Origin of the sequence: Nocardiopsis xinjiangensis YIM 90004, assembly GCF_000341145.1 — a bacterium.
GTDB lineage: Bacteria > Actinomycetota > Actinomycetes > Streptosporangiales > Streptosporangiaceae > Nocardiopsis > Nocardiopsis xinjiangensis.
This window is the reverse complement of sequence record NZ_ANBE01000024.1, coordinates 68690-93525: the sequence shown is the minus strand read 5'-3', so window position 1 is coordinate 93525 and position 24836 is coordinate 68690. Positions and strand designations below refer to the sequence as shown.

Sequence of the window (24836 nt, the reverse complement as noted above, 5' to 3'; positions counted from 1 at the left end):
GTGAATTCTGTGCCCTGCGTGGATACGGTGGGTTTCTGTCCGATTACACACAGCAGTAACGGCATGATGGGGGACGTCACACTATGGCCAGGACATGGGCGGGCGTGTTCCGCCTCCGAACACCGCGTCTACTACGCAAGCACCCCAAGAAGGTGCTCGTGCCCGCAGTGGCGGCCCTCGCCGCGGTCGTCATCGTTGCGGCCCCGGCCCCGGTGGCGCTGGTGACCGCGTTCTTGCTCCCGGCCGCCGGACTCGGACTGCTCGGGGCCGAACTGGCCGCGCTGCGCCGCGAACGCCGGGCCCGTTTCCGGGAGAGACGGCACCGGTCCGAGGCGAAACGGCAGGAACGGAGCTCTGAGCTGGTCTCCGCGGAACGCCTGTCCGAACTGGAGCACCGCCTCTGGAGAGGGGACTCCCGCACCGCGGAGGCCGGTCTGCGGGAGTACTCCGTCGATCCCGCCCACAGCCCCGAGCGGCGGTCCCGGGCCCTGGAGGATCTGGCTGCCCGGTACGAGTACACGGGCGACCCCACCCGTGCGCAGCAGATGCGGCGTTCGGCCCTGCTCACAGACGTCTCGGCCCCGAGCGCGGCAAGGGTGGAACCGGTCATGGGCAGCCGCGGGCGGACCGTGCACTTCGACGTGCTCCTGGTCTCCCACTTCGCGCTCCCGGGCGGTACCACCGGCAGTAACGCGCAGGAGATCGAGGCACAGTCCCGGGCCGGTCTGCGCACGGGCCTCCTGCACCACCCCATCGCCGATTGGAACCGCAGTAAGCCCATCAGCCCCAAGATCATGCGTCTGGTGGACGGTGACCGGGTCCGTTTCGTGCACTGGAGTGACCGCATCACCTGCGACCTCCTGCTCATCCGGCACCCCAAGGTCTGCGACCGCATCGCCGACGACCTCCCGGACGTGGAGGCCGCCCACACCGGACTCGTCATCAACCAACCCCCGTACCGCTACTACGGCCAAGGCGGAGCGGGTGAGGAGATCTGGCAGCTCGAGCGGGTCCACAGCAACATCCTGAACCGTTTCGGTGAGCACACCTGGTATCCGATCGGGCCCGCGGTGCGCGACGCGCTCGTAGGACACCACCTCGACGAGATGCCGGAGATGCCGCTGTCGTCGTGGGACTGGGTCAACATCATCGACATGGACCAGTGGGTGCGTCCTGAACCGCGCCCTTTCGACTCGACGGTGCGGATCGGACGGCACTCGCGCGACCACGTCTCCAAGTGGCCCGAGACCCGGGAGCTCCTGGAGGCCGCCTACCCGCCGGTCGAGGGATACGAGTACCGGGTCCTGGGAGGGGCGGAGAGCCCCGAACGCCTGCTCGGCGGGCTGCCCCCGAGCTGGACGGTGCACCCGTTCGACACCGTCCCGGCCCGGGACTTCCTGCACGAGCTCGACCTGTACGTGTACTTCACCTCCACCGACTACGTGGAGGCCTTCGGACGTTCGCCCTTGGAGGCGATGGCCGTGGGGTTGCCGACCGTGCTGCCCCAGCAGTTCAAGCCCCTGTTCGGGGACGCCGGGATCTACACCGAGCCCGCAGGGGTGCAGGCCGAGATCGACCTGCTCATGACCGACCGCGAACGCCACGTTCGCCAGGTCGAGCGTGCCCGCCAGGTGGTGCGGGACCGCTTCAGTTATGACGCGCACCTGCGCCGGCTGGGTGATGTGGGTGTCCGTGCCGCACGCCCCCGGTGAGGGACGTACGGCACGGACACAGTTGCTTCGAGGGGAGAGGACGATGATCCCGAAACTGCGAGCCCTGCTCGCCGACCTGTGGCGGAGGGTGCGCACCCACGTCTCGAAGAGGATGGTCTTCGCCCTGGCCGCCGCTTGTGTGGCCCTCCTGGTCGTGTTCGTCGGCGGGCGCGTGGGGTTGGCCGCGTCCTGCCTCTTCCTGCTCGGGGGGATCGCCTGGGCCGGGCGTTCGGTGAAGTTGTTGCGCAGGGAGGAACGCGGGACCGTGGCCGTTCCTCGTCCTCGGTCACGGACGGCCGCGGACGACCGGTACGTCCAGCGGTTGCGGCGCCACCTGTGGGGCGGGTTCTCCACGACCGCGCTGGAGGAGCTGCGCGAGTTCTCGGCCTCGCCGACGCGCACCCCGGAGTCCCGGACAGCGGCGTTGTCGGCGGCGGCCGAGTGGTACACCGCACTCGGTGAACACGACCGTGCCGGGGCCCTGCGCCACGCCGCCCTACTGTCCGATCCCCGGGCCCCGGTCCACACCGAGCCACCGGAACCGTTGCCCGCGGGGCCGGTCCACTTCGACGTGCTCCTGGTATCGGACTTCTGCAACCTGGGAGGGACCACGGGCAGCAACCTCCAGGAGGTGGCGGCCCAGGCCGCGGGCGGGCTGCGCACGGGCCTGCTGCACAACCCGTTCGGGAACCAGAGGCCGGGGCGGCCGGTCAACCCCAAGTTCAACCGGTTCGTCGACGGTGGACGGGTGCGGTACGTACGCCCCGGCGAGCGGGTGACGTGCGACCTCATGATCGTGCGCCACCCCAGGAGCGTCGAGCGCCTCCAGGAGGACCTGCCGCACGTCACCGCGCGCGCCACGAAACTCGTCGTGAACCAGACCCCGTGCCGCTACTACGGCGAAGAAGGGGCGGGCGAGGAGGTCTGGGACGTCGCCGAGACGCACAGGGTGCTCCAGGACTGGATCGGGAACCACGAGTGGTGCCCGATCAGCCCGTTCGTGCGGCGTGCGCTCCTGGAGCACCACACCGACGAACTCGGTCCGGTGCGCCTGTCCGAGCACGACTGGACCAACATCATCGACCTGGACGAGTGGCGCGGCGAGGGGCCCTTGCGGACGGACGGAGCGGTGCGGATCGGCCGGCATTCGCGCGACCACGCATCCAAGTGGCCCGAGACCCCGGAGCTGTTGTCGGCGGCGTATCCGGCGGGGGAGGGGTATGAGGTCCACGTGCTCGGGGGAACCGCGGTCCCGCGCCGCATGTTCGGGTCACTGCCCGAGGGGTGGGTCTCCCACGAGTACGACTCGGTTCCGGCCGCGGAGTTCCTCCGAGGGCTGGACGTGTACGTCTACCAGACCGCCTCCGACCTGTTGGAGGCCTTCGGCCGCGCCCCGCTCGAGGCCATGGCGGCAGGGGTGCCGACGGTCCTGCCGCCCAAGTTCGAGGAGCTCTTCGGCCCGGCCGCGGTCTACGCGGACCCCGGCCATGTGCGTGACGCGGTCAACTGGCTCTTCGCGGTCCCCGGCCGCAGCCGTGAGCAGGTGGAGCAGGCCTGGGCGGTACTGGGGGAGCGCTTCAGCCACGGATCCCACCTGCGCAGGCTCGCGGCGCTGGGGGTGCAGGCCCGCCCGGCACAGGCCGTCCCCGGCGTCTAGGCGGTAACGGGCATCGAGGCCGTGCCTTCTTCCGGATCTCCTGCGGTGACCGGGAGCAGGCACGGCCGCGCCTCGTGCCCGGGGCACGGCGACGGCCGGAGCGGGGCGTCCGAAGGCGTCCCGCATGTATGTTCAGGGCCGCGGGCCGTGGCCGGAGGCCTCCTCGGAGAGCTCGTCGACGGCCCGGGAGAGCCAGGAGATCCAACCCGCCTCCATGTCGATGCCGCCGCGCAGCACNAGCAGGAGCCGTTGCACACGCTCCTGACGGGTGGCGGGCTCGGCGGGGTAGTCGCGGCGCTCGAAGTCCCGGTACTCCTCCAGACGGTCCTGGTGCAGGTCGCGATGGCGGCGGAGTTCGTCGACGAGGTCACCCAGGCCCACCACCCCGGCGGCGCGCAGCCGCAGGGGCAAGGGATCCCGTGCGACCTTGGGGTCCTCGCGCCGGTCGACCCAGCGCACGAGCTCTTCCCGGCCCGCCGCCAGGACCTCGTACTCCTTCTTCTGCCCGCGGGTGGGTGCTCCGCCGGGCAGGGCGCGGATGAGCCCCGACCGTTCCAGCTTCCCGAGCTCACGGTAGATCTGCTGGTGGGTGGCCGACCAGAAGTACCCGATGGACCGGTCGAAACGCCGGGTCAGCTCCGAACCCGAGGAGGGCTTCTCCAACAGGGCGGTCAGGATCGCGTGGGGCAGGGACATGGCCGCGATTGTAGGACCTACCGGTGGTGTCGGGCCCTGTTCCCGCGTGGCGCCCCGCTCCGGCCGGACCGGAGCGGGGCCGGCGGCACGGTGGCTACAGTGCCGCTGCCAGGCGTGTGCCCTGGTCGATGGCGCGCTTGGCGTCGAGCTCCGCGGCCACGTCCGCACCGCCGATGACGTGCGCGGTGGTGCCGAGTCCGGCCAGCTCGTCGGCCAGGCCGCGGCGCGGCTCCTGGCCGGTGCAGACCACGACGTGGTCCACGTCCAGGACTCGGGGCTCGCCGTCGACGGTGATGTGCAGCCCCTCGTCGTCGACCTTGTCGTAGGCGGCGCCCGCGACCATGTCGACACCGCGTTGGCGCAGCTCCACCCGGTGGATCCACCCGGTGGTCTTGCCCAGGCCCTTGCCGACCTTGCTGGTCTTGCGCTGCACCAGATGGACGCGGCGCGGCGGAGCGGGGCGCTCGGGTTCGGTGAGGCCGCCGACGGTGGTGTGGTCGGTGTCCACACCCCACTGGCGGAAGAACTCCTCGATGTCCTGGCTCGCGTCCTCGCCGCCGTCGGTCAGGTACTCGGCCACGTCGAAGCCGATCCCGCCGGCGCCCATGATCGCGACCTTCTCGCCGATCCGGACCTCGCCGCGCAGCACGTCGGTGTAGGAGACCACCTTGGTGTGGCCGATTCCGGGCACGTCCGGTGTGCGCGGGGAGACACCGGTGGCCACCACGACCTCGTCGTAGCCCTGGAGATCGGGTGCGTTCACACGGGTGCCCAGGCGCACGTCGACGCCGAGCTTGCCGAGCCGGACCCGGTAGTAGCGCAGCGTCTCCTCGAACTCCTCCTTGCCGGGCACCTTCCGGGCCATGTTGAGCTGGCCGCCGATCTCGTCCGCGGCGTCGAACAGGGTGACCCGGTGGCCGACCTCGGCGGCCGAGACGGCGAAAGCCAGACCGGCCGGTCCGGCGCCGACCACGGCGACCTCCTTGGTCGTGCGGGTGGGCTCCAGCACCAGCTCCGTTTCGTGGCAGGCGCGCGGGTTGACCAGGCACGAAGTGATCTTGAGGCTGAAGGTGTGGTCCAGGCAGGCCTGATTGCAGCCGATGCAGGTGTTGATCTCCTCCGATCGCCCCTCGGCGGCCTTGGCCACGAAGTGGGAATCGGCGAGGAAGGGCCGGGCCAGGGAGACCATGTCCGCGTCGCCCTCAGCCAGCACTTGTTCGGCGACCTCGGGGGTATTGATCCGGTTGACGGCCACCAGCGGCACCGACACCTCGCCCATGAGCTTGCGGGTCACCCAGCTGTAGGCGCCGCGGGGCACGGACGTGGCGATGGTGGGGACACGGGCCTCGTGCCAGCCGATCCCGGTGTTGATGATGTCTGCGCTGGCCTCCTCGACGGCCTTGGCGAGCTGTACGACCTCGGGGAACGTGGAGCCGCCGGGCACCAGGTCCAGCATCGAGAGGCGGTAGACGATCACGAAGTCCTCGCCGACGCGCTCGCGCACGCGCCGCAGGATCTCCAGCGGGAAGCGGACCCGGTTCTCGTAGGAGCCGCCCCAGCGGTCCTCGCGCTGGTTGGTGGCCGAGGCGATGAACTGGTTGATGAGGTAACCCTCGGACCCCATGATCTCGACCCCGTCGTATCCGGCCTCGCGGGCCAGGGCGGCGGTGTGCGCGAAGTCCTCGATGGTGCGCTCGATGTCGTCCTCGGTGAGCGCGCGGGGCGTGAAGGCGCTGATCGGTGCCTTGACCGCGCTGGGGGCGACCGACTCCTCGCTGAAGGCGTATCGGCCGGTGTGCAGGATCTGCATGGCGATGCGCCCGCCGGCGGCGTGCACAGCGTCGGTGACGGTCTTGTGCTGGGCGACCTCGTCGGCGTTGGTGAGCTTGGCGGCCCCGGTGTAGGTGGCGCCCTCGGGGTTGGGGGCGATGCCGCCGGTGACGATGAGTCCGACGCCGCCCCGGGCGCGCTCGGCGTAGAACTCCGCCATGCGTTCGAACCCGTCGGGTGCCTCTTCCAGGCCCACGTGCATGGAACCCATGATGACGCGGTTGGGCAGGGTGGTGAAGCCCAGGTCGAGGGGTTTCAGGAGGTGGGGGTGCTCGCTCATGTTCGGTCTCCTTGCGCGGTGCCTCGTGGCCGGTGTCGGGCCGGCGTCCCCATTTTATGCAACAAGTTGCAAAATAGGGCGGGGAGGGGCGCGCCGTCCGGGTCCGCACACGAACGCGGCCCCGGGGAACGTGTCCCCGGGGCCGTGCCTCGAACGGGTCAGAACTCCTGGTGCACCGCCGGGTCCTGGCCCTTGTTGCGCCCGTCGGCGCGGCCCAGCGCGGTGATCGCCCCGACCTCCTCGTCCGAGAGCGAGAAGTCGAAGACCGAGAGATTCTGGTGCTGGCGTTCCGGTCCCGACGCCTTCGGGATCGGGACCGCCCCCAGCTGGTGGTGCCAGCGCAGGATGATCTGGGCCGCGGTACGCCCGTGTGCCCGCGCGATGTCCTCGATCACGGGCTCGCCCAACAGCGCGTTCGCCCGTCCGAGCGGGCTCCACGACTCCGTGCGGATCCCGAGATCGGTGTCCTTGGACCGCTGCTCCTCCTGCGGGAAGTAGGGGTGCATCTCCACCTGGTTGACCGACGGCACCACCCCTGTGTCCTCGACGATGCGGTCCAGGTGCTCGGGCAGGAAGTTGGACACCCCGATGGACCGCACCAGCCCGCGGTCCCGTGCCTCCACCAACGCCCGCCATGCCTGTACGTACAGGTCCTCGATCGGGTTCGGCCAGTGGATGAGGTACAGGTCCAGGTACTCCAGACCCGAGGCGCGCAAGGACCCCTCGATCGCCTGCAGGGCCCGGGCGTGGGCGTGGTCGCGGCCGGGGAGCTTGGAGGTGACCCACAGCTCCTCGCGTGGGACCGGCGCGCGGCGCACCGCCTCACCCACCGCCTCCTCGTTCTGATAATTGACCGCCGAGTCCAGCAGCCGGTAGCCGGCCTCGACCGCGGACAGGATCGACCGGGTGCCCTCCTCGCCGGTGAGCCGGTAGGTACCGAACCCGAGCGCGGGCAGCTCCGTCCCGTCGACGAGCTCGTACCGCGGAACGTCCTGGGTCATGCTCGACACCTCCGTACGTTGGTCGTGTCCTGAGTCACCGGGTGTCGTCGTCGGGGGTGACGGCCTCGAAGACGGCGGCGATGTCGTCGTCCCGGTGACCGCTCAGTTCGGCCGCCTTGAACTGCACGCGTACCCCCTCCAGCACACCCGACGCAATGCCGTGCCCACGGGTACTGGCCACCATCAGATCGAGGTCCTTGAGCGCACCGTGCACCGGGAACGAGGGGGGATACTCACCGCTGAGCATCGCCTCCCCCTTGAGGTGCGCGTACTCGGCGTCCAACGGTCCGCCGGAGATCGCCTCCAGGAACTGGCGCGGCTCGGCGCCCATCGCCCGGGCCATCGCCATCGACTGGGCCACACCCGCCGTCAACGTGGTGACCCATGCGTTGCAGGCCAGTTTGAGGCCGGAGGCCCGGCCGGGCTCGGTGCCCACGTGGACCTCGCGGGAGGAGAAGGCCTCCAGCGCCGGGCGTGCCGTCGACAGCGCCGTCTCCTCACCCGCGGTCAGGACCACGAGTTCACCCTGTTCGGCGGGGCCCTTGGTGCCCAGAACAGGTGTATCGATGAGGTGGACCCCGTGCTGTGCTGCGAGGCGGACGAGATCGGCCGTGCCCTTCGGTCCGACCGTGCCGGCTTGTGCCCACACCGCCCCCGGGGAGAACGAGGGCAGGGCCCGTTCCATGACCTGTGCGGTCACACCCTCGTCGAAGAGGACGGTGAGCACGACCTCGGCGCCCTCCACCGCCTCCGCGGGTGAGGCCGCCGCCCGTGCGCCCGCTTCCACCAGAGGGCGGGTCTTGTCCCGGGTGCGGTTCCACACCTGGACGTCGAAGCCCTGGGCGAGGAGGTTCGCGGCCATGCCCGATCCCATGATCCCGGTCCCCAGGACCGCCACCGTGGTACTCATACCTCTCCCCTCGGACGACGTGTCGGCCTGCGCCCCAGCCTAGGGACGAGGAGGGCGCCGGACCAGGATCGGCGCGTGGGGGAGAAGGGGGCGCTCTCGGCAGGATCGGGGGCCGAGAACGACGAAGGCCCGGAACGCTGTGCGTTCCGGGCCTTCGTTCCGGCGGAGGATAAGGGATTCGAACCCTTGAGGGGTTGCCCCCAACACGCTTTCCAAGCGTGCGCCCTAGGCCACTAGGCGAATCCTCCGAGATCAACTCTACAGGTTCCGGAGGGGTGCTTCGTCCATCCCCCCGGCCGGTGGTCGACCGCTTCCGGGCGCTGCGCGTCCGTTCGCGGCCAGAGACTACATCCTTTGCGGCGGGTGCGCACACGCGCGTGAGGGAGGGGCGGAGCGGTTTGCCAGAGGGGTGTTTCTTTCGGGTAGGCTTAGGGGCAGACCCCTCGTGCGGCGTCACCNGCGCGGGGGGGCCTTTTCTGTCTCTGGGAGTCCCAGCCGTCCCCCTCCCGGTTTCCCACGACCCGGCCCGAGCTGTCGGTGGTAGCGGGTTGAATGGACCCGTGGCAGGGACCAGGGGAGTGATCGCACCGTGAGCATCGCGCTGTACCGCAAATACCGTCCGGCGACGTTCGGCGAGGTACGCGGGCAGGAGCACGTGACGGATCCGCTGCGGCAGGCGCTGCGCAGCGGACGCATCAACCACGCCTACCTCTTCAGCGGCCCACGAGGCTGTGGCAAGACCACGAGCGCGCGCATCCTGGCCCGGTCGCTCAACTGCGAAGAGGGGCCCACCCCCGACCCGTGCGGTACGTGCGGGTCCTGTGTGGCCCTGGGGCCCGACGGCGGCGGCAGCCTCGACGTCATCGAGATCGACGCCGCCTCGCACGGTGGCGTCGACGACGCCCGCGACCTGCGGGAACGGGCGTTCTTCGCGCCGGTGAACTCGCGCTACAAGATCTACGTCATCGACGAGGCGCACATGGTGACCCGCGAGGGTTTCAACGCGCTGCTCAAACTCGTCGAGGAGCCCCCGCCGCACCTGAAGTTCGTCTTCGCCACGACCGAACCCGAGAAGGTCATCGGGACGATCCGGTCGCGCACGCACCACTACCCGTTCCGGCTGATCCCGCCGACGACCCTCAAGGAACTCATGGAGGACCTCCTCCAGGAGGAGGGCATCCACTACGAGCAGGCCGCGCTGCCCCTGGTCGTGCGCGCGGGCGCGGGCTCGGCGCGCGACAGTCTTTCGGTGCTGGACCAGCTCATCGCCGGATCCGGTGACGAGGGCATCACACGCGAGGGTGCGGTGGGCCTGCTCGGTTACACCGATTCCAGTCTGTTGGGCGAGATGGTCGACGCGCTCGGCGGCCGTGACGGTGCCGCGGTCTTCGGGCTGATCGACCGGGTGGTCGAGGGCGGCCACGATCCGCGCCGTTTCGCCACCGACCTGCTCGAACGCTTCCGCGACCTGGTGGTCCTGGCGGCCGTGCCCGACGCCCTCGACAAGGGCCTGGTCAACGTCGCGTCCGAGGCCGTCGAGCAGATGCAGCGCCAGGCTTCGCGCATGGGGCCGGCCGAGCTCACCCGCGCCGCCGACGTCCTCAACCAGGGGCTGACGGAGATGCGCGGGGCGACCGCGCCCCGGCTCATGCTGGAACTGATGTGCTCGCGTGTGCTGTTGCCCGCGACCGACTCCGACCCCACCGCACTCCTGGCCCGGTTGGAGCAGATGGAGCGCCGTGTGTCCTCCGGTGCTGCGGCCGCCCCGCCGCAGCAGCCCGCCGCGTCCCCGACCCGTCCCGCACCGCAGGCACCCGCCGAGCCTCCCCGGGGCCCGGCACCGGCTCCGCAGCCCCAGCAGGCGGCTCCGCAGTCCCCGGCACCGGCCCCGCAGCCCCAGCAGGCGGCTCCCGAAAGCCCGCAGCCGCAGGCCGAGCGCCCGCAGGGGCCCGCCGAGCCCGCGGGTTGGTCCGACAGCGCGCCGGCCACCGCGCCGCAACCGCAACAGGCCGCACCGCAGCACGCCGCCCAGGCCCCGTCCTCCGGCGAGGGCGCGGTCGACCTCGGCCGGATCCAGGGCTCCTGGCACCAGATCCTGGAGGCGGTCAAGAACCGGCGCCGGTTCACCTGGATGGTGCTCACCGGTAGTGACGTCGGTCCGGTGGGGATCGAGGGCAACACCGTGCTCCTCGGTTTCTCGCGTCCCAACGAGGCGAAGGGCTTCAGCAACAGCGGCAGTGACCAGGTGGTTTCGGCGGCGATCCAGGAGGTCCTGGGTGTCGAGGTCCGGGTCGCCGCGGGCGGCCAGGGCGGCGGTGGCGGTGCCCCCGCGCGTGCACCGGAACCGCCGCGCCCGGCCGAGCCCGCGGGATGGGGCGCTCCTGCCCCTGCTCCGGCGGCGCCCGAGCCCGCGGGATGGGGTGATCCCGCCCCTGCTTCGGCGGCGCCCGAGCCCGTGCGTGCACCGGAACCGCCGGCACCCGAACCCGCGCCTCAGGGGCCGCCCGAGGCGCAGGCCCCGTCGGGGCCGCCGCCGGACAAGATCGTCACCGGGTTGGAGGAACCGCCGCCGGACCCGTTCGAGGACGCCTCGGCGGCCCCGCCGCCCGAGCCGGGCCCTGGCCCGGCCGATCCGCAGCGCAGCGCACCGCAGGAGCGGCGGCCCCAGCCGAGGGAAGCCGAACGCTCCGGCCCGGCCGAGGGCTCACCCGCTGGGGCCGCCTCCGGCGGTTCGGGCACCTCGGGTGCGGCGCTCATCGAGAGCGAGCTCGGCGGCAAGCTCATCGACGAATTCGAACACGAGCCGCCCCAGGGCTGACCGCCGATTCCCGGTCAGGGCCTCAGGGCACACATGACCATGTCGACGAGGTCGTCGGCGTAGGCGTGGGTCAGGGGCGCGGTCCGCAGCAGCCACCGTTTCTGGAACGGGCCGGTGAGCAGCTCCACGGCCAGTTCGAGGTCGGCGTCGGAACGTACCTGCCCCGCGTCCACCGCGCTGCGCAACCGTCCCTTGTACACCTCGGTTCCGGGGCTCACGAGGCGTTCGCCGATCTGCCGGGCCAGCTCGGTGTCGTGCTGGATCTCCGCGGTGAAGGCGCGCGCGGTCCGGTCCATCGCGGGGATGTTGAACTCGTCGACGGTGGCGCGCAGCACGGTCTTCAGGTCGGCGGCGAGGTCACCGGTGTCGGGCAGGGGTTCCCCGGCCCCCTCGCCGGTCAGGTGGGTGAACACGTCCAGGATCACGGCGGACTTGGAGGGCCACCACCGGTAGATGGTCTGTTTGCCGACCCGGGCGCGGGCGGCGATGCCCTCCATGGTCATCCGGGCGAAGCCGACCTCGACGATGAGTTCGGAGGCGGCGTCGAGGATCGCGCGTTCGGCCCGCGCGCTGCGGCGCTTCGGGTCGGGTGCGCGCCGTCCGCCGTCGGGTGGGGTGTTCTCCGTCATGCCTTCACGGTACCCAGAAAAGAACGATACGTTTCGTCTTGTTTTGGTTGAGTTCCCCTCCGGGCCCGAAAGAGTGAGACGCCCCGTCTCGCCCTTGAAGGGGAGGCCATGGCCGAGAACAAGGACGATCTGCTGGGAACGGCCTCTTCCGGCGGCCCTCACCAGGAGTGGGGCCGTCGCTCGTCTCCGGTGGTGCCGGCCTCAGGGTCCGGTGGCCGGGACGACCGGCCAGGACCTCCCTTCGGGGGAATCCAGCCAGATCCGGTGCGTACCGTCGCCTCCCACCGAGATCCCGAACCGTTCCGGAGGGGGATCGGAGAGCTCCGCCCAAGTGGCCAGAGCCTCCTCGAACTCGTCCCAGATGCTGCGCGGCCCGCCCTGCTCGATCATCCACGAAGTCCCGTACGGGTACACGCGCACCCAGGACTGGTCGGCGCGGTCGTTGATCCACACCCCCGACCCGGTCCCGATCCACCGGCGCCGCACCCGCCAGTCCGGCACCATCACCGACAGAGCGAACGCCGACGGGAACGACATCAGCGGTGCGATCGGGTCCTCCTGGGTCAGGCGGTACTCGTCCGGCTGCTGCCCGCTGTCGTGCACCGGCGGCGCCTGCGGCCCGGGAACGCGCAGGGGGACGAAACCCACGCCCCCGTGGAAGGTCCCCCGTGCCGTTCCGTCACCCGGGCACTCGAACCGCGCCAGAACCCCGGCACCCTCCAACGCACCCCACGGGCACACGATGATCCCGCCCGTGCGGACCTGCTCCAACCACGACGGCGGCAGGGTCCGTACCCCGCAGGTGGAGGTGATCCGGTCGTAGGGGGCGGCCTCGGGACGGCCCGCGTAGCCGTCGGCCACGATGATGCGGGGCGCACGCCCCTCCTCCGACAGCGCCTGACGGGCGTTGTCGGCCACGCGCGGATCGATCTCCACCGAGTCCACGGCGCCGTCGCCGAGCCGGTGCGCGAGCAGGGCGGTGTTCCACCCTGTACCGGTGCCGATCTCCAGCACGCGCAGGCCGTCGGTGAGCTCGGCCAGGCCCAGGAGCTGGGCCAGGACGGTGGGCGCGGAACTGGAGGAGGTGGCCGCCTCCGCCTCCGGGGTGCGGGGCGTGGCCTCGTCACCGCGTTGGCGCGGTACCCCGCCCTCGTCCACACGGGTGATGATCGCGTTGTCGGCGTAGACGGCGGCCAGCCAGCGTTCGGGGTTGCCGGCGGCATCGAGTGTGGTCCCGCGGGCGGTCGAGGCCCCGGTGTCGGGGATGAAGGAGTGGCGTGGAACCGCACGGAAGGCCTCGATGAGACCGGTGTCGGTAAGTGTGCCGTCCGCGACCATCGCCTCGATCAGCGCCGAATGGCGTTCCCTGGCGGTCAACACGTGATCGGTCCCCCGTGACGTCTCGGTCGTGTCCCGCAAGACACATCTGCAACCGAAAGTGATGTTAGCGCTACTCTTGGTCCCCGTCGTGCCTAGGGGGGCGTTGTCGGTGGGTCGGTACCGCACGGGCCACAGGCGTTCTCGGTATTCGGAGGGGTACAGGGGGAGTGATCGTGCGGACTCGTTCGTTGTCGGACCAGGGAGGGTTCTGCACACGCGTCCGCGGGTGCCTTCCGAACCCCTCCCGGGGCGCCGACCGGCCATGGGGCGGCGTCGGAGCCGAGCGGTTACGCTCACAGGAACAGCGACACAGCGACATCCGGCGCCGCGGGCGCCGGCGAGGGAGACGGCCGTGAATCCTGAGGGAATGGACATGCAGGCCCTGCTCCAGCAGGCCCAGCAGATGCAGCAGCAGCTCGTCGAGGCGCAGAAGACACTGGACGAGGCGGAGATCGAGGGCAGCTCCGGCGGTGGCCTGGTCAAGGTCAAGCTGAGCGGCCGCGGTCAGGTCGAGGACATCACCATCGACCCCAAGGCGGTCGACTCCTCCGACAGCGACGAGTCGGCGCAGACCGTTGCCGACCTCGTGCTCGCCGCGATCCGCGACGCCGAGGCACAGGTCGAGCGGATGCAGCAGGAGAAGATGGGTCCGCTCACCGAGGGTCTCGGGGGTATGCCCGGAGGTATGCCCGGCGGCCTCCCCGGTATGTGAACTCCACCACGCCCGTGGCGGTGACGGCGGCCTCCTCGTGCGCGAGGGGTCGTCGGCACGGATAACGTGGGCGGTGAGGGAACGTGGACCGCCCCCGACGAGTCGGTCCGATGAACGGGTAGGCGATGTACGAAGGCGCGGTGCAGTCTCTGATCGACGAGCTCGGGCGGTTGCCCGGCGTCGGTCCGAAAAGCGCGCAGCGCATCGCCTTCCACTTGCTGTCCGCGGAGAACGCGGACGTCAAACGCCTCGTCAATGCGCTTGTCGAGGTCAAGGAGAAGGTGCGGTTCTGTTCGGTCTGCGGCAACGTAGCCGAGGAGGAACAGTGCCGTATCTGCCGTGACGCGCGCCGTGACCCCGCGGTCGTCTGCGTCGTCGAAGAGTCCAAGGATGTCGTCGCCATCGAGCGCACCCGCGAGTTCCGGGGCCGCTACCACGTGCTGGGCGGCGCGATCAGCCCCATCGAGGGCGTCGGCCCCGACGACCTGCGCGTCAAGGAGCTCATGTCGCGCCTGGCCGACGGCCAGATCACCGAGATCATCCTCGCGACCGACCCCAATCTGGAAGGGGAGGCCACCGCGACCTATTTGGCGCGGCTGGTCAAACCCATGGGGCTGAAAGTCACGCGCCTGGCCAGCGGGCTCCCCGTCGGCGGCGATCTCGAGTACGCCGACGAGGTCACGCTCGGCCGCGCGTTCGAGGGCCGCCGGAGCTTGGAGTTCTAGCTCACATTTGTCCATGAAGCGGACTGAATCTGAGTAACTTCCGTTCGAGCGGGTAAGTCCGAGCGCTGGTGCGTCAAGTCGCCACGCCATCGAACCGCAGGTCGGAGCCGGTGTGCGAGGCGAGAATGGCTACACTCCGTTGTTAATTGTCTTGATCCCAACTCCTCAGGAGCATCGATCGTGGCCCTAATCGTGCAGAAGTACGGTGGGTCTTCCGTGGCTGACGCGGAAGCCATCAAGCGAGTAGCCCAAAGGATCGTGGCTCAGAAAAAGGCGGGACATGACGTCGTGGTCGTCGTCTCCGCCATGGGCGACACGACCGACGAACTTCTGGACCTTGCCGAGAAGGTCTCCCCGATGCCGCCGGCCCGCGAGCTCGACATGCTCGTGACGGCGGGTGAGCGCATGTCCATGGCTGTCGTGGCGATGGCGATCGAGGACCTCGGGTACGAGGCGCGCTCCTTCACCGGCTCCCAGGCCGGTGTCATCACCACCTCGCTGCACGGCAACGCGAAGATCATCGACGTCACGCCCGGCCGCATCCAAGAGGCCGTGGGCGAGGGCGCGATCTGCATCGTCGCCGGCTTCCAGGGCGTCTCCCAGGACACCAAGGACATCACCTCGCTGGGCCGCGGCGGCTCCGACACGACCGCCGTCGCGCTCGCCGGTGCCCTGAACGCCGACGCCTGCGAGATCTACAGTGACGTCGACGGTGTCTTCACCGCCGACCCGCGTGTCGTTCCTTCCGCCCGCAGGATCCCCCAGCTCTCCTACGAGGAGATGCTGGAGATGGCCGCGAGCGGAACCAAGATCCTGCACTTGCGCTGCGTCGAGTACGCGCGGCAGTACAACATCCCGCTGCACGTCCGTTCGTCGTTCAGCCAGAAGCCCGGAACCTGGATCGTTTCGGAAGTCGAGGAAAGCGAAGGCATGGAACAGCCGATCATCTCCGGGGTCTCCCACGACCGGAGCGAAGCCAAGATCACCGTCGTCGGTGTGCCCGACAAGGTCGGTGAGGCCGCCACGATCTTCAAGGCCCTCTCCGACGCCGAGATCAACATCGACATGATCGTGCAGAACGTCTCGGCGGTCTCCACGTCACGTACCGACATCTCCTTCACGGTCGCCAAGGACGCCGGGAAGGAGGCGGTCGCCGCGCTGAAGAAGGTCCAGGAGAAGGTCGGCTACGACTCCCTGCGCTACGACGACCAGATCGGGAAGGTCTCCCTGATCGGCGCCGGTATGCGCTCCTACCCGGGGGTGACCGCCCGCTTCTTCGACGCGATCGCGGCCTCGGACACCAACGTCGAAATGATCTCCACCTCCGAGATCCGCATCTCGGTCATCGTCGGGGAGGACCAGATCGACGCGGCTGTGCGCGCCGCCCACAGTGAGTTCCAGCTCGACTCCGACCAGGTCGAGGCTGTCGTCTACGGAGGTACCGGCCGATGAGCAACCGTCTTCCCACCCTCGCCGTCGTCGGTGCGACCGGCGCCGTCGGTTCCGTCATGCGCGGCATCCTCACCGAGCGCCCGAACGTGTGGGGGGAGATCCGCTTGATCGCCTCCCCGCGCAGCGCCGGCAAGGTCCTGAGCGTGCGCGGTGAGGACATCACCGTGCAGGCCCTGGCCCCCGAGGTCTTCGACGGCGTCGACGTGGCCATGTTCGACGTGCCCGACGAGGTCTCCAAGGAGTGGGCCCCGGTCGCCGCCGCCCGCGGCGCCGTGGCCGTCGACAACTCCGGCGCCTTCCGCCTGGACCCCGACGTCCCGCTGGTGGTGCCCGAGGTCAACGCGGACCAGGTCCGCAACCGGCCGCGCGGCATCATCGCCAACCCCAACTGCACGACCTTGTCGATGATCGTGGCCATCGGTGCCCTGCACCGTTCCTACGGCCTCAAGGACCTGGTCGTCTCCTCCTACCAGGCCGCCTCCGGCTCCGGCCAGGAGGGCATCGACACCCTGCGTGAGCAGACGGCGGCCGTGGCCGCCGACCGGAACCTCGGCAACGAGGGCGGCGACGTGCGCGCCGCCGTCGAGGACCTGGGCCCGTTCCCGGCCCCGCTGGCCTACAACGTCGTGCCGTGGGCCGGTTCGCTCAAGGAGGACGGGTACTCCTCCGAGGAGCTGAAGGTCCGCAACGAGTCCCGCAAGATCCTGGACCTGCCGGACCTGCGTGTGGCCGCCACCTGTGTGCGTGTTCCGGTCATCACCACCCACGCGCTGACCGTCCACGCCACCTTCGACGGCGAGGTCCCGGCCGAGGACGCGCGCAAGCTCCTGGCCAACGCCGAGGGTGTCGAGGTCCTGGACGACCCGGCCGAGGGCGAGTTCCCGACCCCGGCCGACGTCGTGGGCACCGACCCGACCTGGGTCGGCCGCATCCGCCAGTCGATCGACGACCCGACGTCGCTGGACCTGTTCCTGTGCGGTGACAACCTGCGCAAGGGCGCCGCCCTGAACACCGCGCAGATCGCCGAGGTCGTGGCCAAGGAGTTCATCCAGGCCTGACCCCGAGGCACTGACACCGCGCCGCAGCCGATGGACCGTTCGTCCGTCGGCTGCGGCGTTTCTGTGTGCGCGGCCCCGTCAACCGGGGTCGGCGGGGCCGCGCGGCCGTGGCAGGGAGAGCCGGTAGACGAGCCGGCACTGGTCGGTGGTGCTCACGAGGTCGGAGGTCTCCACGGGGCGGCCGCCGCAGTAGTGGGTGCGTTCGACGACCAGGACCGGGATGCCCGCGGTCGCGTGCAGGAGCTCGGCCTCGGTCTCCTGCAGGTACCGCAGGCACACCTCCTCCACGACCCCGTCGACGGGGTGGCCCGCAGCGTCGAGCCGGTCGAGCAGGCTGTCGCCGGGTTCGGCGTCGAAGGGGGTACGCAGGGTGCCGGCGGTGATGAGAGCCGGTTCCCATGACAGGTGCAGGGCGACGGGGTGATCCAGGGACATGCCGCGTGCGGTGGTCAGGTAGACCGGGTCGCCAGGACGAAGGCGCAGGCGTGTGGAGGCGGGGGGAGGGCCGAGCTGCTGTTCGGTGCCCACGACCTCGCGGCGCAGGCCTCCCAACCCGTGGACCGATCCGGTGTCGGTGCGCAGGAAACGGACCCGCATGGGGTCCTCGCGTACGAAGTAACCCGAGCCGCGGCGGGCCTCGACGATGCCCTCGGTGGCGAGCAGGCGCAGGGCTGCGCGGGAGACCTGTTCGCTGACCCGGTAGTTGCGGGCGAGGCGGGTCCGGGAGGGCAGGCGCGTGCCGGGGCCGAGCTCACCGCGCAGGATCGGTCGCCGGAGCTGGTCGGCGAGCCAGACGTAGCGTGGTTGCCTCTCCACTGCTCAGGTGTTCCCGGCAGCCGCCGACACGGTCGTGGGTGTGGTTCTGCGGTGACCCACGTCTGGATGGTCGGGAGTGAACCTGCCAGATCGCCGAAGCTCGCCCATGTTCCCAGTAAAGCAGCGGAAAACCCTGGTAGAAGCCCCTACTCATGAGTAGTCGGTGCTGTACCCCTCTGGGACGCGGATTCGGAACCTCGGGACGGTGCCGGGGCCCCGAGGAAACGCCCGGAGGGCCGGGGAGAGGGAGCACAACAGACACGTGAACTACCCTGCGTGACAATAGGCGTACTTCATGTATGGGGGAGTCATGATCACACAACTCGCAGAAGCCGCGGGGGAACACGAACTCGGCTGGGCAGCTGTCCTCTTCGGAGTGGTCATGGGGCTGCTGGGCCTGGCCGTGCTGATCCTCGTCATCGCCGCGATCATCTCCACTCTGATCAACCCCGACACCACAGCCGGCGGCAAACTCCTGTGGGTGATCCTCATCCTCTGGTTCCCGATCGTCGGAGCGGTGGCCTGGTTCGTCGTCGGACGCAAGCGTCACCTCAACCGACTCCTCGGTATCGACAAGGGCAAGGCCCGCCACGGCGGTCCCCCCAGCGTCGGGAACCACAGCGACAACCCCTCGTCCCAGCCCGACCTGGGGCCGGGCACGGGCACTGCCTGACGGGTAGTGCCGCTCGAAGGACACCGGCGACTCCTCCCGGAGGGACCGGATGGCCGAGCAGACCGGCATCGCTCGGGCCGTGGTGGAGGAAACCGGGACCATTCTCGCGGCCGAGGCCGGGACCAGGACGGGGGGAGGAACCCGCCATCCTGTGGCAACCCCTGGTCTCGGTCGACCTCGTGCCGGCGCGGATCGCGATGGACGCCGCACGCGAATCGAACAGGGCCGGGGGAACCACCCCGGACGGCACGGCCCGGCTGGGGCGACAGGAACGCGTGGACGCTCCGGGCAGGGGAGACCACGTCCGTTACGGCGAGTGCGCCGAGCCGGCGCAGCAGGAGCACGGGGAGACCTGCGCCGCCTCGCCGGCGCCCACGAGCGAAGACGGGACCCGGGCCGAGGGTCCGGGGCGCCCGCGTGTGAGCTGAAAGCTCCGCGGCGAGAGGGAATGAGCCGAACCGGACCCGGCGCGGACGCGTCCGAAGGTGTACTGGTGGATCTGCCCCGAGTCGGACGGAGACGGACGGATGCCGAAGAAGGCTGTTGTCGGCCGGGGCGGAGGCCTGCGCCCCCTCGAGGCCGTGGTGTCGCCGTCATGGCCCGCCTACGCCGCTGCTGTCTGGGCCTTCCTGTTCGGCCTGCTCAGCCTGTACTGGGCGGTGGGCGGGACATGGTTGTCGGCCACGATCGGCGAGGCGGTCACCGCGCCGGCCCTGAAGGGCGATCCCCTCGTGGTGGCGGCCGTGTGGGCCTCGGCCCTGGGGAAATTCGCCGTGGCCGTATCGGCGCTGGCTCTGGTGCAGCGCTGGGGGCAGGCGTTTCCCCGTTGGTTCCTGCTCTCGGGCGGAGGACTCGCCGCTGGGCTGCTGGTGCTGTACGGCGGGGCCGGGATCCTCCAGCAGGTCCTGATGGCGGTCGGGCTCGTGGATGTCTCGGACACCTTCGCACCCGTCCTGTACTGGCACCTGTTCCTGTGGTCCCCCTACTGGCTGCTGGGCGGTGTGTTCTTCGCCCTCGCCGCTGTTCAACTGGCACGGTGCACCCGCCGGTGACCTCTGCCACGCGCCCAGCTCGCGGTCAGCGCGCCTCGAAGTCGGCGAAGTCGAAACCCGGTGAGACGAAACAGCTGACCAGGGTCTCCTCGTCGGAGAGCGGGTGGGCGGCCTGCCAGGTGTCGGCGGGGACCAGGACCTGGAGGCTCTCGCCCCTTCCGATCTCGGAGCCCAGCACGACGTCGCCCTCGTACCGGGGTGTTTCGCCGGTACCGCCGAACTCCAACAGCATCGGCCCGCCCCGGTTGAAGACCCACATCTCGTCGGAGCGAACGCGGTGCCAGCGGGAGCTCTCCTGCGGGGGAAGCAGGAACTGGATACCGGTGGCGGTGGCACGCGCCCCGGAGACACCGCGCGGTCGGAGCTGCTCGCCGGTGCGCCAGGTCTGCCGGTACCAGCCGCCCTCGGGGTGGGGCCACAGATCCAACAGCTCGGCCGTGGCCGGGCGCCTCTCCACGGCGGTGTGCCGTCCCCACGGGTCGCGGCGCAGGTGGCATGCCTCCACCACGGCGTCGCGGGGGACCGGCCCGTAGATGTGCGGGAAGAGCAGAGCCGGCTCCACCCCGGGCGGTGGCGCGGGGTCGGCCGGCTCCCAACGCACGTCGGCTCGGACGGCCCCGGTGTCGATGACCAGCACGACCATCGGATCGGTGGCCTCGGCGTAGAGCGCATCGGCCACCGCCAGCAGGGTCGGCTCGTCCGGGGAAGCGTGCACGAACCCCTGGGTGCTCAGGGACTCGGCCTCGATGTCGCCCTCGGAGGTCCAGCGTTCGAGTTCGGTCAGGTGCAGGACGTGGGTCATGCCGCGACCGTACACCGATTCGGTCCGGCGCCCCCGGCGTAGCCCCACGCACGGCGAAGACCCCGGCCGGAACAGTCCGACCGGGGTCTTCCTCACGTGTGCAGGCGGTGCCTACAGGAGGATGCGCATGGGCTCCTCGAGGATCTCCGCGAGGTCCTTCAGGAACGCGGCGCCCACGGCGCCGTCCACGGCACGGTGGTCCACCGACAGCTCCAGCGAGATACGGTTGCGCACCTCGACCTCGCCGTCGACGACGACCGGTTCCTGGCGCATCGCACCGACCGCCAGGATCGCGGCCTCCGGCGGGTTGATGACCGCCGAGAAGCTGTCGATCCCGAACATCCCCAGGTTGGAGATGCTGAAGGTGCCGCCGCTCATCTCCTGCGGCTTGAGCTTGCCGTCACGGGCCTTGCCGGCGAGCTCACGCGTGTTCGTGGAGATCTCCGACAGCGTGCTCTTGTCGGTGTCGTGCAGCACCGGCACGACCAGGCCGGCGTCCACGGCCACCGCCACGCCCACGTTGATGCGGTGGTGCTGCAGCAGCTTGTCGTCCACCCAGGAGGTGTTGACGGCCGGGTGCAGCTTCAGCCCCGTCGCGCAGGCCTTGACGATGAGGTCGTTGAAGCTGACCTTCACGCCGGTGTCTGCGAGCTGTCCGTTGATCTGCGAGCGGAACGCCTTGAGCGCGTCGGCGTCGATCGTGCGGCGCAGGTAGAAGTGCGGCACGGTCTGCTTGCTCTCGGTCAGGCGGCGCGCGATGACCTTGCGCACGTTGCTGACCTTGAGCTCCTCGGATCCGCGGCCGTCGTCGAAGGACTGGTCCGCGGCCGGGGCGGAGGGAGCCGGCTTGCTCTCCTGCTGCGCGGCCGGGGCCTGCTCCTGAACGGGCTGCCCCTTCTCCGCCGCGGCCTCGATGTCGGCACGCACGATACGGCCCTTGGGGCCCGAGCCCTGGATCTTGTTGATGTCCAGGCCGTACTCCTTGGCCAGGCGCCGGGCCAGCGGGGAGGTGCGCGGACGGCCTTCCGGTCCGGACCCGCTCGGGGCCGGGGCCGGCTCGCTCTCCTGAGCGGGCTGTGCCCCCTCGGCCGCAGGCTCCTCCTGCTTCTGCTCCTCGGAACCGCCGGTCTCCTCGGCCTGGCCCCCGGAAGGCTCCGAACCGCCGCCGGACTCCTCGGGAACCGCGTCCGGGGAGTCGGCCAGCAGACCGATGACCTCGCCGATCGGGACGGTGTCGCCCTCGGAGACGCTCTGCTTGACCAGGTAACCCTCGTCGAAGGCCTCGTACTCCATGACGGCCTTGTCGGTCTCGATCTCGAGCAGCACGTCACCGGTCTCGACCTTGTCGCCGATGTTCTTGACCCAACTGCTGATGACGCCTTCCTCCATGGTGTCGGAGAGGCGCGGCATGTGGATCTCGCTCATTGGTACTCCCTCTACCCGACCCGTTTGCCGACGGCGCTCAGGGTCTCCTTGATGGCGGTGCTGATCGACTCCACGCCGGGCAGCGCGGCCGTCTCCAGCGGCTTGGCGTACGGCATGGGCACCTCGGCCATGGCGACCCGGCGCACCGGGGCGTCCAGGTAGTCGAAGGCACCCTCCTGGATCGACGCGGTGATCTCGGCACCGATGCCGTAGGTCAGCCAGTCGTCCTCGCAGATCACCGCGGAACCGGTTTTCTTGACCGAGTCCACGAAGGTCTGGCGGTCGAGGGGGCGGAGGCTGCGCAGGTCGACGACCTCGACGCTGATGTCCTCCTCAGCGAGCTTCTCGGCGACCTGGGTGGCCACCGAGGCCATACGGGAGTAACCGATGAGGGTGATGTCGGAGCCCTCGCGGGCCACCCCGGCGCGGCCGATCGTGGCCACGTTGTCGTTCTCCGGCTCGGCGTAGTCGTCGGGGACCTCGCCCTTGGAGTTGTACAGGCCCAGGTTCTCCAGGAAGAGCACCGGGTCGTCGTCGCGGACGGCGGCGCGCAGCATCGACGAGGCCTCGGCCGGTGTGCTGGGCGCCATCACCTTGAGTCCGGGGATGAACGAGTAGAAGAGCTCGATGTTCTGCGAGTGCGTCGCACCGAGCTGCTGCCCGCCGCCGCCGGGGGTGCGGATGACCATCGGCACGCTGGTCTGGCCGCCGAACATGCCGTAGATCTTGGCGGCGTGGTTGATGATCTGGTCGATCGCGAGCAGGGAGAAGTTGATCGTCATCAGCTCGACGACCGGGCGCAGGCCGAGCATGGCCGAGCCGACCGCGGCGCCGACGAAACCTTCCTCGGCGATCGGGGTGTCGCGGACCCTCTTGGGGCCGAACTCCTTGAGCAGGCCCTCGGTGATCTTGTAGGAGCCCTCGAAGAGACCGATCTCCTCGCCGATGACGTAGACGTTCTCGTCACGGACCATCTCGGCGCGGAGCGTGTCCCGTAGAGCCTGGCGGTAAGTGATCACAGACATGTGTTCGTTCTCTCTCCTAGTCCGCGAACACCGGGTCGGCGGGCATACGCCGCGACTCGTTGGGCACCGGGGTGGCGTAGGTGTATTCGAAGAGGCTCGCCACGTCCGGGTGGGGACTGTTCTCCGCGAAGTCGGCGGCCTCGGCGACGCGTTCCTTGACGGAGGCGGCGATCTCGTCGCGGGTCTTCTCGTCGAGGACTCCGGCCTTGGTGAGCTCGTTCTCGAAGATCACGACGGGGTCGTTCTCCTTGGACCGGGCCTCGTCCTTCTCCTCCTGCGTGCGGTACTTGGCCGGGTCCACGACGGAGTGGCCCTTCATGCGGTAGCTCCAGGCTTCCAGGATGAAGGGGGTCTGCTCCTTGCGCGCCCGCTCCACGAGCCTGGCCGCCGTGTCACGTACGGCCAGGACGTCGCGGCCGTCCACACGCTCGCCCTCGATACGGAAGGCGGAGCCGCGCTTGTACAGGTCGGGCTCGGCGGAGGATTCCTCGACGGAGGTGCCCATGCCGGTGAAGTTGTTGATCACCACGAACACGATCGGCAGGTTCCACAGCTTGGCGATGTTGAGGGTCTCGTGCCAGGCACCGACGTTGGTGGTGCCGTCACCCATCTGGCACATGACGACGTCCTCGCCGCCCCGGTAGGAGACGGCCAGTGCGGCACCGGCGGCCAGGGGCAGCTGCCCGCCGACGATGCCGTACCCGCCGAGCATCCGGGTCTCGGTGTCGTACATGTGCATGGAGCCGCCCCAACCCCTGGCGACACCGTCCTGGCGGCCGTAGAGCTCGGCCATGACCCGCTTGGGGTCCATGCCTTTCTCGATGGCGTAACCGTGGTCGCGGTAGTTGGTGTAGAGGTAGTCCGTCTCGCGCAGGGCCGACATCAGGCCGACGACGGTGGCTTCCTCGCCGAGGTTGAGGTGGCAGTAACCGCCGATCCGGGCCTGTGTGTAGGCCTGGGAGGTGCGCTCCTCGAAACGCCGGACGAAGAGCATCCGGCGGTAGTAGTCGAGGAGAAGTTCGGGTTTCTCGTTGGAGACGCCGGAGGTCTCCTTGCGGGTGCGCCGTCGGGCCCCGGAGGCCTTGGCGGAGCCGCCCTTCGGCTTGGCCGTGTCAGCCATGGTGTGCCTTTCTTCGTACGAGAAGACCTGGTGCCCCGTCCTGTGGGCCGAGGAGCCAGGTTCGCCGTGGCCTGCTGTCGTTCATGGCCGTGGCGTGCGCCGCCGCCCGACTCGGATGGCGGCGGCACTGTGTGGCTGGTGGCGGGCGCGCGCCGTGGGAACCGTGGCTGTGTCTTCCCCGGCGCAGCGAACGCGGGTCGGTGTGCTGTTGTCTCGACCGGACCCGTGCTCGCATTGCTTCCCGGTCTCCGGTGCCCTATGCCAGTGTGATGTGTGTCGCGCACACTCTAGTGATTGATCGATGATCGATCAATACAAGTTTACGACAGATGGTCGGATTTCGGGCTGATGGTCGGGTCGGGCAGCGGGTGCCCGGTTCAGCGCGTTTTCTCCGTGGACCGCACTGCCGCCTCGACGTAGTTGAGGACGTGGTCGCTGAGCATGTGGCCCACGGCCGGATCTCGGGAGCGGAAGGCATTGGCGATCTGCGCGTGGTCGGCGGCCTTGGCGTGCAGCTCCATGTCGAGCCAGCGCACCGACAGGGCGGTCCACACCTCCACGCCCAGCGATTCCCAGGTGTGCATGAGCACGCTGTTGTCGGCGGCACGTACGACCTCGCGGTGGAACTCGACGCTGTGCCGGATCTGCTCGGCGACGTCCCCGCGTGCCGTGGCCCGTTGCAGCGCATCCACCTCGCGTTCGAGCACCGAGGGATCGTCGGCGAGGGGGTCGGCGGCCAACTGTGCGGCGACCAGCTCTAGACCGGCACGCACGGGGTAGATCTCCGTCATGTCCTGTACACCGAAGGCGCGGACCCTCGCGCCCTTGTTCGGCACGGTCTCGATGAGGCGCAGCGTCTCCAACTCGCGCAGCGCCTCACGGACCGGGGCCTGGCTGACCTTGAGTTCCGTGGCCACGCGGCGCTCGACGATGCGTTCCCCCGGTTTCCACCGGCCGGACAGCAGTCCCTCGACCAGGACCTGCCGGATCTGCTCCCGCAACGGCTCCCGGGCCAGTTTCGAGGGGTCGTCCGGCAACTGTGGGAGGTCGACCATCCAGGGCC

General features: G+C 69.9%; 22 protein-coding genes and 1 tRNA gene. 10 read left to right on the top strand and 13 right to left on the bottom strand.

Annotated features, from left to right (window positions below):
- The first annotated feature begins 104 nt into the window (after positions 1-104).
- Together D473_RS0112365 and D473_RS0112360 are read left to right on the top strand one after the other, a co-directional pair.
- Positions 105-1712: a glycosyltransferase gene (locus D473_RS0112365; RefSeq protein ID WP_241474773.1), complete on the top strand. Its 1608-nt coding sequence runs from the start codon at positions 105-107 to the stop codon at positions 1710-1712.
- A gap of 43 nt (positions 1713-1755) precedes the next feature.
- Entirely contained in the window at positions 1756-3369 is a 1614-nt protein-coding gene (locus tag D473_RS0112360; protein WP_017609383.1) for a glycosyltransferase family protein, read from the top strand.
- 132 nt (positions 3370-3501) lie between these two features.
- On the opposite strand, the gene D473_RS0112355 is transcribed toward D473_RS0112360, so the two are convergent.
- The 5 genes from D473_RS0112355 to D473_RS0112335 all read right to left on the bottom strand — a co-directional run bounded on the left by D473_RS0112355 (position 3502) and on the right by D473_RS0112335 (position 8334).
- A complete protein-coding gene (locus D473_RS0112355) occupies positions 3502-4065 on the bottom strand; it encodes a PadR family transcriptional regulator (protein WP_017609382.1) in 564 nt (187 codons plus the stop codon).
- 94 nt (positions 4066-4159) lie between these two features.
- Complete coding sequence (locus D473_RS0112350) at positions 4160-6175, bottom strand: NADPH-dependent 2,4-dienoyl-CoA reductase (RefSeq protein ID WP_017609381.1); 2016 nt, start codon at positions 6173-6175, stop codon at positions 4160-4162.
- 158 nt (positions 6176-6333) lie between these two features.
- Positions 6334-7176: an aldo/keto reductase gene (locus tag D473_RS0112345; RefSeq protein ID WP_017609380.1), complete on the bottom strand. Its 843-nt coding sequence runs from the start codon at positions 7174-7176 to the stop codon at positions 6334-6336.
- A 34-nt stretch (positions 7177-7210) separates the two neighbouring features.
- The gene (locus D473_RS0112340; RefSeq protein WP_017609379.1) at positions 7211-8086 is read right to left on the bottom strand and encodes an NAD(P)-dependent oxidoreductase; all 876 of its coding nucleotides are present in this window, start codon (positions 8084-8086) and stop codon (positions 7211-7213) included.
- A 163-nt stretch (positions 8087-8249) separates the two neighbouring features.
- Positions 8250-8334 (bottom strand) — tRNA-Ser (locus D473_RS0112335).
- Positions 8335-8675: 341 nt separating this feature from the next.
- On the opposite strand from D473_RS0112335, the gene D473_RS0112330 reads away from it, so the two are divergent.
- Positions 8676-10904: a DNA polymerase III subunit gamma and tau gene (locus tag D473_RS0112330; RefSeq protein ID WP_017609378.1), complete on the top strand. Its 2229-nt coding sequence runs from the start codon at positions 8676-8678 to the stop codon at positions 10902-10904.
- 14 nt (positions 10905-10918) lie between these two features.
- On the opposite strand, the gene D473_RS0112325 is transcribed toward D473_RS0112330, so the two are convergent.
- Positions 10919-11533 (bottom strand): TetR/AcrR family transcriptional regulator, encoded by a 615-nt coding sequence (locus tag D473_RS0112325; protein ID WP_017609377.1) that lies wholly within the window; start codon positions 11531-11533, stop codon positions 10919-10921.
- A 201-nt stretch (positions 11534-11734) separates the two neighbouring features.
- Positions 11735-12910, bottom strand: coding sequence for a methyltransferase domain-containing protein (locus D473_RS0112320; RefSeq protein WP_033353286.1), 1176 nt, complete (start codon positions 12908-12910; stop codon positions 11735-11737).
- A 370-nt stretch (positions 12911-13280) separates the two neighbouring features.
- Here D473_RS0112320 and D473_RS0112315 point away from each other — a divergent pair, with 370 nt between their 5' ends.
- From D473_RS0112315 to D473_RS0112300, 4 genes are all read left to right on the top strand, one after another.
- A complete protein-coding gene (locus D473_RS0112315; protein ID WP_017609375.1) occupies positions 13281-13625 on the top strand; it encodes a YbaB/EbfC family nucleoid-associated protein in 345 nt (114 codons plus the stop codon).
- Between the two features lie 125 nt (positions 13626-13750).
- Entirely contained in the window at positions 13751-14350 is a 600-nt protein-coding gene (gene recR / locus D473_RS0112310) for a recombination mediator RecR (protein WP_017609374.1), read from the top strand.
- Positions 14351-14530: 180 nt separating this feature from the next.
- Complete coding sequence (locus D473_RS0112305; RefSeq protein ID WP_083917988.1) at positions 14531-15802, top strand: aspartate kinase; 1272 nt, start codon at positions 14531-14533, stop codon at positions 15800-15802.
- A complete protein-coding gene (locus D473_RS0112300) occupies positions 15799-16860 on the top strand; it encodes an aspartate-semialdehyde dehydrogenase (RefSeq protein WP_017609372.1) in 1062 nt (353 codons plus the stop codon). Before D473_RS0112305 ends, D473_RS0112300 begins: the two co-directional genes overlap by 4 nt.
- A 78-nt stretch (positions 16861-16938) precedes the next feature.
- On the opposite strand, the gene D473_RS0112295 is transcribed toward D473_RS0112300, so the two are convergent.
- A complete protein-coding gene (locus D473_RS0112295; RefSeq protein ID WP_017609371.1) occupies positions 16939-17676 on the bottom strand; it encodes a GntR family transcriptional regulator in 738 nt (245 codons plus the stop codon).
- 310 nt (positions 17677-17986) lie between these two features.
- On the opposite strand from D473_RS0112295, the gene D473_RS0112290 reads away from it, so the two are divergent.
- The 3 genes from D473_RS0112290 to D473_RS0112280 all read left to right on the top strand — a co-directional run bounded on the left by D473_RS0112290 (position 17987) and on the right by D473_RS0112280 (position 19401).
- Complete coding sequence (locus D473_RS0112290) at positions 17987-18349, top strand: PLD nuclease N-terminal domain-containing protein (protein ID WP_017609370.1); 363 nt, start codon at positions 17987-17989, stop codon at positions 18347-18349.
- A 179-nt stretch (positions 18350-18528) separates the two neighbouring features.
- Positions 18529-18777 carry a hypothetical protein gene (locus tag D473_RS27680; protein WP_017609369.1) on the top strand — a complete coding sequence of 83 codons (249 nt, stop codon included), beginning with the start codon at positions 18529-18531 and terminating at the stop codon, positions 18775-18777.
- A 99-nt stretch (positions 18778-18876) separates the two neighbouring features.
- A complete protein-coding gene (locus D473_RS0112280; RefSeq protein WP_083917995.1) occupies positions 18877-19401 on the top strand; it encodes a DUF3995 domain-containing protein in 525 nt (174 codons plus the stop codon).
- 25 nt (positions 19402-19426) lie between these two features.
- On the opposite strand, the gene D473_RS0112275 is transcribed toward D473_RS0112280, so the two are convergent.
- The 5 genes from D473_RS0112275 to D473_RS0112255 form a co-directional block, all read right to left on the bottom strand.
- The gene (locus D473_RS0112275; protein ID WP_017609367.1) at positions 19427-20203 is read right to left on the bottom strand and encodes a cupin domain-containing protein; all 777 of its coding nucleotides are present in this window, start codon (positions 20201-20203) and stop codon (positions 19427-19429) included.
- Between the two features lie 111 nt (positions 20204-20314).
- Positions 20315-21628 (bottom strand): dihydrolipoamide acetyltransferase family protein, encoded by a 1314-nt coding sequence (locus D473_RS0112270; protein WP_017609366.1) that lies wholly within the window; start codon positions 21626-21628, stop codon positions 20315-20317.
- Positions 21629-21639: 11 nt separating this feature from the next.
- A complete protein-coding gene (locus D473_RS0112265) occupies positions 21640-22653 on the bottom strand; it encodes an alpha-ketoacid dehydrogenase subunit beta (protein WP_017609365.1) in 1014 nt (337 codons plus the stop codon).
- Positions 22654-22669: 16 nt separating this feature from the next.
- The gene (gene pdhA / locus D473_RS0112260) at positions 22670-23773 is read right to left on the bottom strand and encodes a pyruvate dehydrogenase (acetyl-transferring) E1 component subunit alpha (RefSeq protein ID WP_017609364.1); all 1104 of its coding nucleotides are present in this window, start codon (positions 23771-23773) and stop codon (positions 22670-22672) included.
- Between the two features lie 377 nt (positions 23774-24150).
- Positions 24151-24828 carry a GntR family transcriptional regulator gene (locus D473_RS0112255; protein WP_017609363.1) on the bottom strand — a complete coding sequence of 226 codons (678 nt, stop codon included), beginning with the start codon at positions 24826-24828 and terminating at the stop codon, positions 24151-24153.
- Positions 24829-24836: the final 8 nt, after the last annotated feature.

What these genes read in the sequence shown, in the direction of transcription:
- recR (WP_017609374.1), top strand. Translation starts at nt 13,751, where the DNA reads ATGTACGAAGGCGCGGTGCAGTCTCTGATCGACGAGCTCGGGCGGTTG.
- D473_RS0112255 (WP_017609363.1), bottom strand. Translation starts at nt 24,828, where the DNA reads ATGGTCGACCTCCCACAGTTGCCGGACGACCCCTCGAAACTGGCCCGG.
- D473_RS0112315 (WP_017609375.1), top strand. Translation starts at nt 13,281, where the DNA reads ATGGACATGCAGGCCCTGCTCCAGCAGGCCCAGCAGATGCAGCAGCAG.
- D473_RS0112345 (WP_017609380.1), bottom strand. Translation starts at nt 7,176, where the DNA reads ATGACCCAGGACGTTCCGCGGTACGAGCTCGTCGACGGGACGGAGCTG.
- D473_RS0112350 (WP_017609381.1), bottom strand. Translation starts at nt 6,175, where the DNA reads ATGAGCGAGCACCCCCACCTCCTGAAACCCCTCGACCTGGGCTTCACC.
- pdhA (WP_017609364.1), bottom strand. Translation starts at nt 23,773, where the DNA reads ATGGCTGACACGGCCAAGCCGAAGGGCGGCTCCGCCAAGGCCTCCGGG.
- D473_RS0112265 (WP_017609365.1), bottom strand. Translation starts at nt 22,653, where the DNA reads ATGTCTGTGATCACTTACCGCCAGGCTCTACGGGACACGCTCCGCGCC.
- D473_RS0112270 (WP_017609366.1), bottom strand. Translation starts at nt 21,628, where the DNA reads ATGAGCGAGATCCACATGCCGCGCCTCTCCGACACCATGGAGGAAGGC.
- D473_RS0112300 (WP_017609372.1), top strand. Translation starts at nt 15,799, where the DNA reads ATGAGCAACCGTCTTCCCACCCTCGCCGTCGTCGGTGCGACCGGCGCC.
- D473_RS0112360 (WP_017609383.1), top strand. Translation starts at nt 1,756, where the DNA reads ATGATCCCGAAACTGCGAGCCCTGCTCGCCGACCTGTGGCGGAGGGTG.
- D473_RS0112290 (WP_017609370.1), top strand. Translation starts at nt 17,987, where the DNA reads ATGATCACACAACTCGCAGAAGCCGCGGGGGAACACGAACTCGGCTGG.
- D473_RS0112340 (WP_017609379.1), bottom strand. Translation starts at nt 8,086, where the DNA reads ATGAGTACCACGGTGGCGGTCCTGGGGACCGGGATCATGGGATCGGGC.
- D473_RS0112275 (WP_017609367.1), bottom strand. Translation starts at nt 20,203, where the DNA reads ATGACCCACGTCCTGCACCTGACCGAACTCGAACGCTGGACCTCCGAG.
- D473_RS0112325 (WP_017609377.1), bottom strand. Translation starts at nt 11,533, where the DNA reads ATGACGGAGAACACCCCACCCGACGGCGGACGGCGCGCACCCGACCCG.
- D473_RS0112280 (WP_083917995.1), top strand. Translation starts at nt 18,877, where the DNA reads ATGCCGAAGAAGGCTGTTGTCGGCCGGGGCGGAGGCCTGCGCCCCCTC.